General features: G+C 62.2%; 13 protein-coding genes and 1 tRNA gene. 4 read left to right on the top strand and 10 right to left on the bottom strand.

The window, feature by feature from the left end:
- Positions 1-8 precede the first annotated feature (8 nt).
- The 8 genes from AB5Y72_RS16535 to tadA all read right to left on the bottom strand — a co-directional run bounded on the left by AB5Y72_RS16535 (position 9) and on the right by tadA (position 9732).
- Positions 9-911 carry a homocysteine S-methyltransferase family protein gene (locus AB5Y72_RS16535; RefSeq protein WP_368199255.1) on the bottom strand — a complete coding sequence of 301 codons (903 nt, stop codon included), beginning with the start codon at positions 909-911 and terminating at the stop codon, positions 9-11.
- 272 nt (positions 912-1183) lie between these two features.
- The gene (locus AB5Y72_RS16530; protein WP_209792990.1) at positions 1184-1726 is read right to left on the bottom strand and encodes a hypothetical protein; all 543 of its coding nucleotides are present in this window, start codon (positions 1724-1726) and stop codon (positions 1184-1186) included.
- 19 nt (positions 1727-1745) lie between these two features.
- Positions 1746-3065, bottom strand: coding sequence for a hemolysin family protein (locus tag AB5Y72_RS16525; protein ID WP_368199254.1), 1320 nt, complete (start codon positions 3063-3065; stop codon positions 1746-1748).
- Positions 3066-3258: 193 nt separating this feature from the next.
- Positions 3259-3969 (bottom strand): phosphate signaling complex protein PhoU, encoded by a 711-nt coding sequence (gene phoU, locus AB5Y72_RS16520; RefSeq protein ID WP_042076394.1) that lies wholly within the window; start codon positions 3967-3969, stop codon positions 3259-3261.
- A 110-nt stretch (positions 3970-4079) separates the two neighbouring features.
- Positions 4080-4898 (bottom strand): phosphate ABC transporter ATP-binding protein PstB, encoded by an 819-nt coding sequence (gene pstB, locus AB5Y72_RS16515; protein ID WP_042076392.1) that lies wholly within the window; start codon positions 4896-4898, stop codon positions 4080-4082.
- Between the two features lie 185 nt (positions 4899-5083).
- The gene (gene pstA / locus AB5Y72_RS16510; RefSeq protein WP_325783070.1) at positions 5084-6733 is read right to left on the bottom strand and encodes a phosphate ABC transporter permease PstA; all 1650 of its coding nucleotides are present in this window, start codon (positions 6731-6733) and stop codon (positions 5084-5086) included.
- Between the two features lie 17 nt (positions 6734-6750).
- Complete coding sequence (locus AB5Y72_RS16505) at positions 6751-8988, bottom strand: phosphate ABC transporter permease (protein ID WP_325783071.1); 2238 nt, start codon at positions 8986-8988, stop codon at positions 6751-6753.
- Between the two features lie 204 nt (positions 8989-9192).
- Positions 9193-9732: a tRNA adenosine(34) deaminase TadA gene (gene tadA / locus AB5Y72_RS16500; protein WP_325783072.1), complete on the bottom strand. Its 540-nt coding sequence runs from the start codon at positions 9730-9732 to the stop codon at positions 9193-9195.
- Positions 9733-10004: 272 nt separating this feature from the next.
- On the opposite strand from tadA, the gene AB5Y72_RS16495 reads away from it, so the two are divergent.
- Positions 10005-10081: transfer RNA gene (locus AB5Y72_RS16495), tRNA-Pro, on the top strand.
- A gap of 242 nt (positions 10082-10323) precedes the next feature.
- Positions 10324-10458, top strand: a complete 135-nt coding sequence (locus tag AB5Y72_RS16490) for a hypothetical protein (protein WP_267882648.1) — start codon at positions 10324-10326, stop codon at positions 10456-10458.
- A 191-nt stretch (positions 10459-10649) separates the two neighbouring features.
- On the opposite strand, the gene AB5Y72_RS16485 is transcribed toward AB5Y72_RS16490, so the two are convergent.
- The gene (locus AB5Y72_RS16485; protein ID WP_325783073.1) at positions 10650-10835 is read right to left on the bottom strand and encodes a hypothetical protein; all 186 of its coding nucleotides are present in this window, start codon (positions 10833-10835) and stop codon (positions 10650-10652) included.
- A 315-nt stretch (positions 10836-11150) separates the two neighbouring features.
- On the opposite strand from AB5Y72_RS16485, the gene aceB reads away from it, so the two are divergent.
- Positions 11151-12758: a malate synthase A gene (gene aceB, locus AB5Y72_RS16480; protein WP_325783074.1), complete on the top strand. Its 1608-nt coding sequence runs from the start codon at positions 11151-11153 to the stop codon at positions 12756-12758.
- 69 nt (positions 12759-12827) lie between these two features.
- Positions 12828-14141, top strand: a complete 1314-nt coding sequence (aceA, locus tag AB5Y72_RS16475) for an isocitrate lyase (RefSeq protein ID WP_039040251.1) — start codon at positions 12828-12830, stop codon at positions 14139-14141.
- 212 nt (positions 14142-14353) lie between these two features.
- On the opposite strand, the gene hda is transcribed toward aceA, so the two are convergent.
- Entirely contained in the window at positions 14354-15055 is a 702-nt protein-coding gene (gene hda / locus AB5Y72_RS16470) for a DnaA inactivator Hda (protein WP_039040250.1), read from the bottom strand.
- Positions 15056-15120 lie beyond the last annotated feature (65 nt).

The following is a 15120-nucleotide window of genomic DNA, read 5'->3' as shown; positions in this document are numbered from 1 at the left end:
GGTTCTCCTTAACGCAGCCGGCTGGCCAGCGCCTCTATGTGTTCCGGGCCTATGCCGCAGCAGCCGCCGATGAGGTTTGCCCCGGCTGTGCGCCAGCGCTCGGCCCAGCCGAGGTAATCCAGCGGCCCCAGATCGCCGCGGATCTCGTCCAGACCGTCGTTGGCTGTGGCCTCCTTGGGCTGGGGCGGGAAGGCGTTGGCATAGGCGCCGAGGCGAACCTCGGTGCGACCCAGGACCTGCAACCCGGCGCCGGCTACCTTGATCGCCCCTTCGATCACCTCGGGCTGGCAGCAGTTGAACAGGATGGCATCCACCCCGGCCGACGCCAACGCGGCCACGGCATCGGCTACCCGCTCCCCGGAGCGCAGGGTCGGTTCGCTGCCCGGCGCCTCGTCTTCCAGGGTGAAGGAGACCCAGAACGGCTTGCCATCATCGGGCAGCAGGGCCTTGAGGGCCAACGGCTCGGCGATGAGGCTCATGGTCTCCGCCAGCCAGAGATCCACGTGGGGGGAAAGCGCCCGGATCAGCGGGGCTGCCAGCTCGCTCACCCGCTCGGCTTGATACAGATCGGCGCGATAGGAGCCAAAGAGCGGCGGCAAGGAGCCGGCCACCTGCACGGAGCCCGGCTGCTCGTCGGCCACCTCCCGGGCCAGTTGCCCGGCCAGGGCCGCCAGCCCCTCCCCTTGGGCGGCAAAGCGCGCCTCGCCGATATGGAACGGCACCAGGGCATAGCTGTTGGTGGTGATGACCCGGGCGCCGCTCGCCACATAGGCCTGATGCACCTCGCGCACCGTCTCGGGTGCCTCCATCAGGGCCAGCGCCGACCACTCCGGCTGGCGAAACGGCGCCCCCCGCCGTGCCAGCTCGCGCCCCATGCCACCATCCAGTACCCACAAATCCTTTGTATTCATCTCTGTCTCTCTGCGTGTCCCCGTCGTGACGGGTGTTTATTGTGTGGAATCACATAAAGCCATCAAAACATCTAGACGGCTAGAATGCTTTTTGCATCATGACCCAAAGTAGAGGAAGAGGCAATCGGGCGCTACGAACAAATTCGGGCAAGCTCAGGGGGATAGCGGCAAAGGAAGGGGGCGTCCTGACCGCTGAGGCCTCAGCCCCAGGGTGAGAAACGGCAAGAGGCCACCCGAAGGTGGCCTCTTGTGGCGACAGATGAACTGGCGGCTCAGCGCCCGGCCAGCACCCGCTTGGTCTGCTTGACCCAGTCGGAGACCCGGCCCTGCTGGGGGTATCCCTGCCAGATCTGCTCCCACTGGGCGGGGCTGAGCGGACGACCCAGGCGGCGCTGTACCCCGGCGTAGAGGTAGTCGTGGGCCGTGGTGCGCGCCTGGGCCGAGGTGAGGAACTTGGAGACGGGATCGGTCAGGCGCACGTCCCGCATGCCGAGCAGGGGATAGTCGCTGTGCACCGCCGCCAGCATGGTCTCGCGCATGGCGGACTCGATGTAGCCGCGGGCAAACAGGGCGGTCACCGACTCGAGCGACCCCTGATCCGGGCCGTGATACTCCTCGTCGAACACAGGGCTGGGCTCCGCCACGGCGCTCTGCACCACCGCATCGGGATCCGGCTGCGGCACGACCACGGCGGCCTTGGGGGCTGCCGGTTTGGCGACTGTGGTGGCCTTGCGCGGAGCGCTCTGGCTGCAGGCGCCGAGCACGAGGGCGAGCGCCACACAGGCCAGCGCTCTGGAATGAGACGACATCTTCATGGTTCCTTGTTAACTCCTATCACTCTTCCTGAACGGGCTTGTCGGCCGGGACGGGCTCGACCCGGGTGACCAGCAGCTGGTCAATCTTGTAGCTGTCGATGTCGACGACTTCGAACTTGTAACCGGCGTATTTGACCGAGTCGGTCCGCTTGGGGATCTTGCGCAGCATGTACATGATGAAGCCGGCGATGGTCTCGTAGTTCTGGTTTTCCGGGAACTCCTCGATGTCGAAGGCGCGCATCACGTCGGAGATGGGGGTGACCCCGTCCACCAGCCAGGAGTTCTCGTCCCGCTGCACTATCTGCTCCTCCACCACGTGGGTGGCCCACTCCCCCATGACGGTGCTCATCAGGTCGTTCATGGTGACTATGCCCACCACCAGGGCATACTCGTTCATCACCACGGCGAAGTCGCCGCGATGGTTCTTGAAGTACTCCATCGCCTCGTAGAGGTTCAGGGTGTCGGGGATGATGATGACGTTCTGCACCAGGGAGCCGCTGTTGAGATCGATGCTCTGGCCGCCGATGACCCGGATCAGCAGCTCCTTGGCGTCGACGAAGCCCTTGATGCTGTCGAGGTTGTGGTCGCACACCAGGAACTTGTTGTGGGGGTGCTCGGCGATCTTGGCCTTGATGCTCTCCTCCCCCTCCTGCAGGGTGAAGTAGATGAGACTCTCCCGCGCCGTCATGGCGGAGGTGACGCCGAGGGACTGCAGCTCGAACACGTTCTCGATGAGCTGGTGCTCCTCGCGCTGGATGACGCCGGCCTCGGCCCCCGCATCCATCACCGCATAGATGTCGTCCGAGGTGATCTCGTCGTTGCGCACCATGGAGATGCGCAGCAGGCGAAACAGGCCGTTGGCCATGCCGTTGAACAGCCACACCAGCGGCATCAGCAGGGTGACGCACAGCAGCATGGGGCGCACCACCACCACGGCGATCCGCTCGGGCATGGTCATGGCGAGGCGCTTGGGCATGAGATCCGCGATCAGGATGAACATGCCGGTGACGAACACGAAGGAGGCCGCCGAGCTGATCTCGCCGAGCCAGGGCCCCTGATAGAACTCGGAGATGAACGCCTTGATGGCCGGATTCAGGGCGGACTCGCCCAGGATGCCGCCCAGGATGGCGACGGTATTGAGGCCTATCTGCACCACGGTGAAGAAATTGCCAGGCTGGGCCTGCAGCGCCAGTACCTTATCGGCATGGCGGTTGCCCTCGTCGGCCATCACCTGCAACTTGATCTTGCGGGAGGCGGCGAGGGAGATCTCGGAGAGCGAGAAGAACACGCTGCCGGCGACCAGCAGCATCAGAAAGAACAAACTATCGGCAAAACTCATGATTGACCTATTGCGACAGCCGCCTTGACACAAGACGGCAAACTGGGCCCGGGAAACCGGACCGTGACTCCATCCGGGACTCACACAGGGGCCACATTCTAGCAGAAAAGCCCCCGTTGGGGGGCGTTATCTTAAGATGCCCCTGGATGCAACAAAAAAAGGCGCTTTACGCGCCTTTTTATTCATGTCGGGATCAGTGTTTGCCCAGCAGATCGTTCAATTCGTCCGCCTTGGTGTGGCGCACGTCCTTGCCCTTGACGTAATAGACGATGTACTCGCAGATGTGCTGGCAGCGATCGCCGACCCGCTCGATGGCCCGCGCCGCCCACAGCACGTTGAGCACCTGGGGGATGGTGCGGGGGTCTTCCATCATGTAGGTCATCAGCTCGCGGATGATGGACTCGTACTCCCGGTCCACCTTGTCATCTTCCTTGTAGACCGCGAGCGCCGCGTCCAGATCCATGCGGGCGAAGGCGTCGAGCACGTCGTGCAGCATCTTGATGGTGCGGCGACCCATGTTCTCCAGCGACACCAGCGGCGGCTGGGGCTTGTTGGCGTTGTCGGTCAGCATGCGGGCGATCTTGTCCGCCACGTCGCCGATGCGCTCCAGATCCGTGATGGTCTTGATGATGGCCATCACCAGCCGCAGGTCAGACGCGGTGGGCTGACGCTTGGCAATGATGCGGGTGCACTCCTCGTCGATCGCCACTTCCATGGCGTTGACCTTGTGGTCGTTGGCGACGATCTTGCGCGCCGCATCCAGATCCTGGCCATGAATGGCGGCGATGGCGTCGGTGAGCTGCTTCTCCACCAGCCCCCCCATCACCAGCACCTGGTTGCGCACGCTCTCGAGCTCGGCATTGAACTGACCGGAGATGTGTTTGTTGAGGTTCATATTGTCCATACAAATAATCCTTGTTGCTCCGAGTATGCCTTAGTCGTGGAACCGACTGCCAATCTGTTTGTTGATGCTCATCTTGTTCATCTCAATAACCCCTGTTGCACCAACATGCCTTAGCCGTAACGACCGGTGATGTAGTCTTCGGTCTTCTTCTTGGCCGGGGTGGTGAAGATGGTGTTGGTGTTCGAGTACTCGATGAGCTCGCCCATGTACATGAAGGCGGTCTGATCCGAGACCCGCGCCGCCTGCTGCATGTTGTGGGTCACGATCACCACGGTGAACTGGCTCTTGAGCTCGTTGATCAGCTCCTCGATGGTGAGGGTGGAGATGGGGTCCAGCGCCGAGGTCGGTTCATCGAGCAGCAGCACTTCCGGCTCGATGGCGATGGCACGGGCGATCACCAGACGCTGCTGCTGGCCGCCGGAGAGGCCGAAGGCGTTGTCGTGCAGGCGATCCTTCACCTCGTCCCAGAGCGCCGCACCGCGCAGGGAGCGCTCGGCGGCCTCGTCCAGGGTACGGCGGTCGTTGATGCCCTGCAGGCGCAGGCCATAGACCACGTTCTCGTAGATGGACTTGGGGAAGGGATTCGGGCGCTGGAACACCATGCCCACCTGGCGGCGCAGGGCGGAGACATCCACGCTCTTGTCGTAGATGTTGTGGCCGTGCAGCTGGATCTCCCCCTCGATGCGGCAGATCTCCACCAGATCGTTCATCCGGTTGATGCAGCGCAGCAGGGTGGACTTGCCGCAGCCGGAGGGGCCGATAAAGGCGGTGACCTGCCCCTTGGGGATCTTCATGTTGACGTTGAACAGCGCCTGCTTGCTGCCGTAGTACAGGTTGAGATCCTTGACCTCGAGGGCGGTCTGCTCCGGGGTCAGGTTCAGCAGATCGGTGGCGGTGTGCTGGGTCGAACTCGGTGTTACGTTGATCATCTGTTTACCTCAAATCTGTCGGTGGCGGCGGGCACTCTCATTGTCCGCGGCCGGAATGCTTGGCTGGCAAGGGGGCAACTGCCCATCACTTGCCTCGCATCAGTCTGGGTGGCTGGATTAATGCGCCAGCGACCGGAATGTTTCACGCAGGTGGCGAATACCCGCGATGCCCGTCAGCTTCATCATCAATGCTCCAAAGAACGGAACTTCTCGCGCAAGTGGTTGCGGATGCCGATGGCCGTCAGGTTGAGGCCGACGATCACCGTCACCAGCAGGAAGGAGGTGGCATAGACCAGGGGACGCGCCGCCTCGACGTTCGGACTCTGGAAGCCCACATCATAGATGTGGAAGCCCAGGTGCATGAACTTGCGCTCCACGTGCAGGTACGGGAAGTTGCCGTCCATCGGCAACGTGGGGGCAAGCTTCACCACCCCCACCAGCATCAGGGGCGCCACTTCACCAGCCGCACGGGCGATGGCCAGGATGAGGCCGGTCATGATGGCCGGGCTCGCCATGGGCAGCACGATGCGCCACAGGGTCTCGGCCTGGGTGGCCCCCAGGGCCAGCGAGCCCTGGCGAATGGTGCTCGGGATCCGGGCCAGCCCCTCTTCGGTGGAGACGATCACCACCGGCAGGGTCAGGATGGCCAGGGTCAGGGCCGACCAGATGACGCCGGGGGAGCCGAAGGTGGGGCTCGGCAGCGCTTCCGGATAGAAGAGTCGGTCCAGCGATCCCCCCAGGGTATAGACGAAGAAGCCCAGGCCGAACACGCCGTACACGATGGAGGGCACGCCCGCCAGGTTGATCACCGCGATGCGGATGATCTTGGTCAGGCTATTCTTGCCCGCGTACTCGTGCAGGTAGACCGCCGCCACCACCCCGAGGGGCGTCACTATGATGGCCATCAGGATCACCATGAAGACGGTGCCGAAGATGGCCGGGAACACGCCCCCCTCGGTGTTGGCCTCGCGGGGCTCATCGGAGACGAACTTGCCGATCTGGTGGAACCAGTGCCCCATCTTGGCCATCAGGCTCATGTCGTTGGGCCAGACCACGTCCAGCACCCTGGACATGGGCATGGTCACCAGCTCGCCACGCATGTCCTTGACCGTGATGCTGTCTCTGTCCGCCTGGCTGCGCAGGGAGAAGAGCTCCTTCTCCAGCACCAGGTAGCGATCGTTCAGGGCCTGGCGCTCGCTCGCCAGCTGGGCCTTGAGCTCGTCGGTCAGCTTGTCGTCCAGCTCCGCCTTGCGCTCTTTGAGGCGCAGCCGCTCCAGCTGGTAGTTGATGCTGCCGATGTCGCCCTTCTGCAGCTCGTTGGCCTGGCTTGAGAGGTCGTTGGCGCGGGCCAGCACCCGTTGCAGCGCGGGATGCAGATCCTGGGTCAGCTCGCGACCATCCTCCTTCACTCCCACTATGTAGCCGTAGAAGTTGCCGTTGGTGGCGCGCTCCACCATGGCGAGCTCCGCCGGCTGGGTGCGCGATACGATGTCGGTCTCCAGTACCCAGCGGAAGTCCAGATCGACGAACTCCCGGTTGCCGGTCTTGACCAGGTAACGGGTCAGCTCCTCGCGCTCCTCCCCTGCAAGCTGAAGACCGGAGGCCCGCAGCCGCTCCACCGGCACCAGCTCGCGATCGTTGATCTCGCCGATCAGCACGCTCTTGTTGCCGTTTGCATCGCTCAACTGCCACTCATAGATGGGGTGCGGCCAGAAATAGACCAGACCACGCCAGCCGATCAGCAACAACAGACCCAGTACGGCCACCAGACTCAGGCTGACGGCGCCCCCCGTCATCCAGATCCAGGGGGCCCCCGATTTAAACCACTTACCCATTGTCGATTCCTTAGTCCTTACAGAGAGCTGTACTTTTCACGCAACCGCTGGCGGACGAATTCGGCCAGGGTATTGAACATGAAGGTGAACACAAACAGCACGAAGGCGGCGAGGAAGAGCACGCGGTAGTGGGAGCTGCCCACTTCCGATTCCGGCATCTCCACCGCGATGTTCGCCGCCAGGGTGCGCAGCCCCTGGAACATGGAGAAGTCCATGATGGGGGTGTTGCCGGTGGCCATCAGCACTATCATGGTCTCGCCCACGGCGCGGCCCAGGCCCATCATCACCGCCGAGAAGATGCCCGGGCTCGCGGTCAGGATCACGACGCGGCTCAGGGTCTGCCACGGGGTGGCGCCCAGGGCCAGGGAGCCCTGGGTCAGGTGCTTGGGCACCGAGAAGACGGCGTCTTCGGCGATGGAGAAGATGGTGGGGATCACCGCAAAGCCCATGGCGATGCCGACCACCAGGGAGTTGCGCTGGTCGAACTTGATGCCCATGTCGTGGGTCAGCCAGATGCGGGAATCCCCGTGCATGAAGGCGTTCTCTATGATGGGGCTCAAGGCGAAGGCCCCCCAGCCGATGAACAGCAGCACCGGAATGAGCAGGATGGCGTGCCAGCCTTCCGGCAGCCAGGTACGGCCACGCTCCGGCAGATAGTTCCAGACCAGCGCCGTCAGCAGCATGCCCATGGGCAGCAGGATCAGCAGCAGGATCACCCCGGGCAGGGCCCCCTCTATGATGGGCGCGAGCCAGAGACCCGCCAGGAAGCCGAGGATGACGGTCGGCAGCGCCGCCATGATCTCCACCGTCGGCTTGACGTACTTGCGCAGCCCCGCCGACATGAAGTAGGCGGTGTAGATGGCGCCGGCGACGCCGAGGGGCACCGCGAACACCATGGCGTAGAAGGAGGCCTTGAGGGTACCGAATACCAGGGGCACCAGGCTCAGCTTGGCTTCGAAGTCGTTGCTCGCTGAGGTGGACTGCCACACGTACTGGGGCTCGGGATAGCCTTCATACCACACCTGCTGCCACAGGGCAGACCAGGTCACCTCGGGGTGATCGTTCTCCACGTCAAAGACCTTGAAGTCGTCCCCCTGCTGGGTCAGCAACAGGTTGTGGCGGGGAGAGATGGCGACGGCCGCGAGGCTGCCCCCCTCGATCTTCTCGCCGAGCAGCTTGGCCTCCCCGGTGGCATGGAAGAAGTTGATCGCACCATCTTGACTGGCGCTGATAAAGCCCTTGCGGAAGTGCTCCGGGGTCAGCAGCGCGACCGGGCCGTCACCCTTGAAGTCACGGATCTGGGTGAACTGGCGCTTGCCATCCTGAGCCACTTCGAACCACTGGGAGATGACGCCGTTGTCGTTGCCCACCAGCAGGGAAGAGGCGCCGGAGAGCAAAGCCACCTGGGTCACGTTGGCGTTGGGGGCATTGATCTCCATGACGTCGCGCAGGGAGATGTCATTGAGGTTGTGGATGTCGTAGACGGAGAGACGGTTGCCCTCGCGCACGAACAGGATGCGCAGGTTCGGGGTCAGCAGCATCTGATCCACGTGGCGCGGCAGGGACGGAATGGCGTAGTTCTCGCTGCTCCACTCGACTTCCCCGGAGAGGAAGTTCTCCTCGCCGCTCATCACCATCAGCACGCCGCGGCCATCTTCGGTCACGGCGGCGGTGGCCATCTTGTCCTTGGTGGCCTCGAAGACCATGCGGGTCAGCGCCTTGCCTTGGGGATCGATCACCACAGGCTCTTCGCCGAAGGGATATTGCAGGCTGGGGTCGATGACGCGCACGTCGTTGGGATAGGAGACCTTGAAATAGGGCTGCACCACCTGGGCCTTACCATCGGCAAAGCCATAGGCGATGAGCTTCTGGCCAGGTGCAGGGGGCGCCACCGCAGTGATGTCACCGGAGACCTGCGCATCGCCGATCACCTGACCCACCTTGATGTCGCCATCCGCCTGAACGGCAAAAAACTTGACCTTGCCGAGATCGCTGAAGCGATAGCCTATCTCGTTCTGCTCCTCGACACCGAGCCAGGCGGTCTTGCCCTGGGTCGGCAGCTCGAAGGAGGACGTCGCCTCCATGCTGGCGCCATTGAAGATGGGCTTCACCACATAGAGCAGATAGAAGAAGATAAGCAGCAGCGCCACCAGCACCAGGGCTCCCCCTGTGGTGACGCCATATTTGGCCAATTTATCCTTGATCCGGCGTTTTCGACTGCCCGCCATGACCAGATTTAACGATTCCGATGACATGCAAGACCTCAATGTGAGCTAGGCTTGGCGGCATTATATGGCGGTTGCATGACAGTTTTGTTACATCGAGAGCCTCTGTGAAGAGGTTATTTCGAAGGGGAACCAGGCGGGAGAATGAGGGCAAGAGGCAATGCCAACCCTATGTTTTATATGAGAATATTTGAAGAAATTCAGAGCAGGGGCAAGATGATGCCCCCGTCCGCCTCAGAGGGCGGGGCCACCACTTTGTTTCAGCGCCTCTCTGGCCGCCTTCTTCTCGGCGCGGCGCCGCTTGAAAAAATCCGACAACTGGGCCGAGCAAGCGTCGGCGAGCACCTCCCCCGTCAACGCCACCCTGTGGTTGTGGCGCGGGTCCAGCAGGATATCGAACACGGACCCTGCCGCCCCCGTCTTGAGATCCCGGGCGCCGTAGACCACCCGCTTGACCCGGCTGTGGATGAGGGCCCCGGCGCACATGCAGCAGGGCTCCAGGGTCACATAGAGGGTGGTGTCGATCAGCCGGTAGTTTTCCAGCCTCTTGCCGGCCTCGCGCAGCGCCATGATCTCCGCATGGGCACAGGCATCGTGGTCGCTGATGGAGCGGTTCCAGCCCTCCCCCAGGATCTCGTCCCCCAGCACCAGCACGGCACCGACCGGGATCTCGCCTATCCCCTCCGCCCTGGCCGCCAGCGCCATGGCGTGGCGCATCCAGCGTTCGTCCTGCTCGCTCTGGCTGGCCTGTGCTGCGACTTCCGATGGTTTCACGCCCTGCTCCTCTCTGGTTGGTTGATGGCGGCAGACTGATGACGGTAGATCATGCTCGACGGGGACAGGGGCGACGGCCCCGCCACAATCGGCATCCCCCGACATGAGATGCCCGCCGGGGGGGCGGCGATTATGCCAAAACTGCTGCCCAGGCCCAAGCCGCATCTTGGTTGAACAATAAAGAAGCAATCGGCATCTCCCTGATAAAAAAGGAGTTGCACCCGTCAGGCCATCCTATTAGACTCCTTCCCCGTCAGCCGAGCTGACTCCGTCGGTGTGTAGCGCAGCCAGGTAGCGCATCTGCATGGGGTGTAGAGGGTCGGAGGTTCGAATCCTCTCACACCGACCAAATTCCCCGAAGATAGCCCAGTCAAACGACTGGGCTATTTTTTTGCTTCGCTTTCCACCTGTGTCTCTCGCGTCATCCCCCTCCATCCGCCCCCCCGCCGGCATAGATTTTATACAGAACCACTTGAAGCTTTTACAAAGTGCCGCTAGGATACGCAACTTTTCCGCCGGCCAGAAAACAGGGAGGTGGGCGTTAGGGTGATGGACTCACCGACCGGCTTGCAATCAATGAGGCAAGCATCCATGACCCAAGCAGTTGACACTCAGCCCGTTCAGCCCCTGCTCTCCCCCGCCGATCTCGATCCCGCGGAGCACGAATTCGGCGGTTCAGTGCATCTCGATGTGATCGATCTCGCCGCCCCGGATGAAGATTACTGAGACGAACAGGCCCCATGTTGCGGTTCAAGACGCCGGTTTTGCTGTCCGGCACCGCCTTCTAACCCTGACGAGACACCGCCCTCACAAATAACGATAAAATGCCATAAAAAGATAAAAATCTGGTTTTATTCACTAGCAGATAACGATGCACATCCCTCCCTCGGGCTCCCGTTCCCTGATACAAACCTACGTTATTGCGCGTCATTTCCCTGCTCTCCCCGTTTCCCCTCCCTCTTCACATCTTTTCCTGATTCGGTTTTAAACAATAGTTCATCAACCAGTCTCCTTGCAGGCCAGATGAAAGCTGCATTGAAAGGATGCATTTCATACAGATGTTTTTTCCAAGCCTGGAGTAAGGTCGGGATTTCTTTTTGCATTTGTAATTTTATTACGTAATTAATTACATTTTCGACACCCAATTGACGGCCCGTTCATCCTCCCTGAGGGGCGGCGCAGCCAAGAGCATAACTATCTGTATAGAGCTTTTATGCTAATCACATAAATCCTTTTAAAACATCATCTTAACAACCACACCAAAACACCTGTTTTAAAAATCAAGTTGACGAATCCCCCATTCTTTTGCACCTTATGAGTCGTGTTACCCCGCTGTTATGGGGAGTTTAAGAGAAACGAACATAGACGTTAGTCGTAGTTAGTAAGTTCAAAATGTAACTTTCAAAGGAGTGAACCCTATGTCGGCACCGGCCCAGACCATCAGCAGCCCCCGCCTGCACATCCAAGGCGAGATGCTTCCCGATTACGCGCAGATCCTGACGCCGGATGCGGTGGCCCTGGTATCCGAGCTGGTGGAACGCTTCGCTCCCCAGCGCAACGAACTGCTCAAACAACGGGTCGCCCGTCAGGCCCGCATCGACGCAGGTGAGCTGCCGGACTTCCTGCCCGAAACCGCTCACATCCGCGACGGCGACTGGACCATTCGTGGCATCCCCGCCGACCTGCAGGACAGGCGTGTGGAGATCACCGGCCCGGTCGAGCGCAAGATGGTGATCAACGCCCTCAACGCCAACGTCAAGGTGTTCATGGCCGACTTCGAAGACTCTCTGGCGCCGTCCTGGAGCAAGGTGATCGAGGGTCAGATCAACCTGCGCGACGCCGTCAACGGCACCATTGCCTACCAGAGCCCGGAGGGGAAGGTCTATACCCTGAGTTCCGATCCGGCCGTTCTCGTCTGCCGGGTACGCGGCCTGCACCTGCCGGAGAAGCACATCACCTTCGACGGCGAGCCCATCCCCGGCGGCCTGTTCGACTTCGCGCTCTACTTCCTGCACAACCACAAGGCGCTGCTGGCCAAGGGATCCGGCCCCTACTTCTACGTGCCCAAGCTGCAGAGCCATCTGGAGGGGCGCTGGTGGAGCGAGGTGTTTGCCTGGACCGAAGACAGGTTCGGCCTGCCCCGCGGCACCATCAAGGCGACCGTGCTCATCGAAACCCTGCCGGCGGTGTTCGAGATGGACGAGCTGCTCTATCAGATGAAGGATCACATAGTCGCGCTCAACTGCGGTCGCTGGGACTATATCTTCAGCTATATCAAGACCTTGAAGAACCACCCGGATCGCGTCCTGCCGGACCGCCAGGTGGTCACCATGGACAAGCCGTTCCTCTCCGCCTATTCGCGGCTGCTCATCAAGACCTGCCACAAGCGCGGTGCCCTGGCCATGGGCGGCATGGCCGCCTTTATCCCGGCCAAGGATCCGGCGGTCAATGCCGAGGTATTCGCCAAGGTGAAGGCAGACAAGGAGCGTGAGGCAAACAACGGCCACGACGGCACCTGGGTGGCCCACCCCGGCCTCGCCGATACCGCCATGGCGGTCTTCAACGCCGCCATCCCGGCCGGCACCAGCAACCAGATCCATGTGCTGCGCGAGCAGGATGCCCCCATCACCGCCACCGATCTGCTGGCCCCCTGCGAGGGGGAGCGCACCGAGTCTGGCATGCGCACCAATATCCGGGTGGCGCTGCAATACCTGGAAGCCTGGATCAACGGCAACGGCTGCGTGCCCATCTACGGTCTGATGGAAGATGCGGCGACCGCCGAGATCTCCCGCACCTCCATCTGGCAGTGGATCCGCCACGGCAAGACCCTCTCCAACGGTCAGGTGGTAACCAAGGCGCTGTTCCGCCAGATGCTGGCCGAGGAGCAGGAGGTGGTCAGACGCGAAGTGGGCGAGGCCCGCTGGCAGGCCGGTCGCTTTGCCGAGGCGAACGCCCTGATGGAAGAGATAACCTGCGCCGACACACTCATCGATTTTCTGACGCTGCCCGGCTACGAGCGGCTGTGAAACCCGGGCCGGTGACGGCCCCCATAACAAGTCAATGGAAACGTGAAATCAATGAAAGAGGGAACTGATATGGCACTGACCCGTGAGCAACAGATCCAGGCTATCGAGAAAGACTGGGCAGAAAACCCCCGCTGGAAAGGGATCAAGCGCGGCTACAGCGCCGAAGACGTGGTGAACCTGCGCGGCAGCCTGCAGCCGGCACACACCCTGGCCCAACGCGGTGCCGACAAGCTGTGGGAACTGATCCACGGCGGCGCCAAGAAAGGCTATGTGAACTGCCTCGGCGCCCTGACTGGTGGTCAGGCGGTGCAGCAGGCCAAGGCCGGCATCGAGGCCATCTACCTCTCCGGCTGGCAGGTGGCGGCGGACAACAACCTCTCCTCCACCATGTACCCGGATCAGTCCCTCTACCCGGCCAACTCGGTGCCCTCGGTGGTGGAGCGCATCAACAACTCCTTCGCCCGTGCCGACCAGATCCAGTGGGCCAACAAGGTGGGCCCGCAGGACAAGGGCTTCATCGACTACTTCCTGCCCATCGTCGCGGATGCGGAAGCCGGCTTCGGCGGCGTGCTGAACGCCTTCGAGCTGATGAAGGGGATGATCGAGGCGGGCGCCGCCGGCGTCCACTTCGAGGATCAGCTGGCCTCAGTGAAGAAGTGCGGCCACATGGGCGGCAAGGTGCTGGTCCCGACCCAGGAAGCGGTGCAGAAACTCATCGCGGCCCGTCTGGCGGCGGACGTCTGCGGCACCACCACCCTGGTGATCGCCCGCACCGACGCCAACGCGGCGGATCTGCTGACCACGGATGCGGACCCCTACGACGCCGGCTTCCTGACCGGTGAGCGCACCAGCGAGGGCTTCTACAAGGTGCAGGCCGGCATCGAGCAGGCCATCTCCCGTGGCCTGGCCTACGCTCCCTACGCCGACATGGTGTGGTGCGAGACCGCCAAGCCTGATCTGGACGAGGCGCGCCAGTTTGCCGAAGCCATCAAGGCCCAGTACCCGGACAAGATCCTGGCCTACAACTGCTCCCCGAGCTTCAACTGGAAGAAGAACCTGGACGATGCCACCATCGCCCGCTTCCAGCAGGAGCTCTCCGACATGGGCTACAAGTACCAGTTCATCACTCTCGCGGGCATCCACAACATGTGGTTCCACATGTACGAGCTGGCCTACCAGTACGCCCGCGGCGAGGGCATGAAGCACTACGTCGAGATGGTGCAGCAGCCGGAGTTCGCGGCCGCCGAGCGGGGCTACACCTTCGTGGCGCACCAGCAGGAGGTGGGCACCGGTTACTTCGACAAGGTGACCACCGTCATCCAGGGCGGGCAATCTTCGGTGACCGCTTTAACGGGCTCCACCGAAGAGGACCAGTTCCACTAAGGTGATGGCTAGAATGGCGCCGACCAGGTGACCCTTTCAGCCAGCTATCCAGGGTGGGCAATCCTCGGTGACCGCGCTGACCGGCTCGACCGAAGAAAATCAGTTCCACTGATAAGCAGAATCCCTTGAGATAGCAAAACCCCGGCCAGTGGCCGGGGTTGCTTTTTATCCGTGGCCTCGGCGTCGCCGAGCCTCAAACCAGCTTGACGGGCTCAGAGCTCGAGTATCTCTTTGACAAAGGGGATGGTCAGCTTGCGCTTGGCGCGGAAGGAGGCGTTGTCGAGCCGGTTGAGGGTGGCGAGCAGGGTGCGCATGTCGCGCGACAGCCGGTTGAGCAGGAAGCGGCCCACGTCGATAGGCAGCTTGAAGCCCCGCAGCTCGGCGCGCAGTTGCAGGGCACTGAGCTTGCCCTCATCGTCCAGCTCGTCGAGGTGGAAGCTCACCCCCCAGTCGAGGCGGGAGGCGAGATCCGGCAGCTGCAGCCCCAGCTTGCGCGGCGCGCTGCAGCCGGTGACCACCAGGGTCCCCTCTCCCTTCTCCTTCCAGCGGTTGTAGAAGTCGAACAGGGCCCGCTCCCACAGGGCGTTGCCGGCGATCGCCTCCAGGCTGTCGAGGCAGACCAGGGGCAGGCTCTCCAGGGCATCCAGCATGCTGGGGTCGAGCTGTTCGAACTGATCGAGGGAGAGATAGGCAGCGGCGGCGTCGCGGGCGTTGACCTCGGCGCAGGTGGCGTGCAGCAGATGGGAGCGGCCCGAGCCTTTGGCTCCCCAGAAATAGAGGAAGGGCGAGCCCTGACCGATGGCCGCGTTCTTGAGGGCGGTGATCAGATGGGCATTGTTGCCGGGATAAAAACTGACGAAGGTTTCATCATCCGGTAGTTGTACGGCGAGAGACAGTTGGGCCGGTTGCTTCACTCGTTGGGCTTTGACTGTGATATTTGCGGGCAAGTGTATCACCAGAGCGGCAGATAGAGAACCGC

It is taken from the genome of Aeromonas sp. R7-4 (genome assembly GCF_040908055.1).
Lineage (GTDB): Bacteria > Pseudomonadota > Gammaproteobacteria > Enterobacterales > Aeromonadaceae > Aeromonas > Aeromonas sanarellii.
This window is presented reverse-complemented; position numbering and strand designations above follow the sequence as displayed.

Coding starts and splice junctions, on each gene's coding strand:
- AB5Y72_RS16535 (WP_368199255.1), bottom strand. CDS start 911: ATGAATACAAAGGATTTGTGGGTACTGGATGGTGGCATGGGGCGCGAG.
- AB5Y72_RS16530 (WP_209792990.1), bottom strand. CDS start 1,726: ATGAAGATGTCGTCTCATTCCAGAGCGCTGGCCTGTGTGGCGCTCGCC.
- AB5Y72_RS16525 (WP_368199254.1), bottom strand. CDS start 3,065: ATGAGTTTTGCCGATAGTTTGTTCTTTCTGATGCTGCTGGTCGCCGGC.
- phoU (WP_042076394.1), bottom strand. CDS start 3,969: ATGGACAATATGAACCTCAACAAACACATCTCCGGTCAGTTCAATGCC.
- pstB (WP_042076392.1), bottom strand. CDS start 4,898: ATGATCAACGTAACACCGAGTTCGACCCAGCACACCGCCACCGATCTG.
- pstA (WP_325783070.1), bottom strand. CDS start 6,733: ATGGGTAAGTGGTTTAAATCGGGGGCCCCCTGGATCTGGATGACGGGG.
- AB5Y72_RS16505 (WP_325783071.1), bottom strand. CDS start 8,988: ATGTCATCGGAATCGTTAAATCTGGTCATGGCGGGCAGTCGAAAACGC.
- AB5Y72_RS16490 (WP_267882648.1), top strand. CDS start 10,324: ATGACCCAAGCAGTTGACACTCAGCCCGTTCAGCCCCTGCTCTCCCCC.
- AB5Y72_RS16485 (WP_325783073.1), bottom strand. CDS start 10,835: ATGCAAAAAGAAATCCCGACCTTACTCCAGGCTTGGAAAAAACATCTG.
- aceB (WP_325783074.1), top strand. CDS start 11,151: ATGTCGGCACCGGCCCAGACCATCAGCAGCCCCCGCCTGCACATCCAA.
- aceA (WP_039040251.1), top strand. CDS start 12,828: ATGGCACTGACCCGTGAGCAACAGATCCAGGCTATCGAGAAAGACTGG.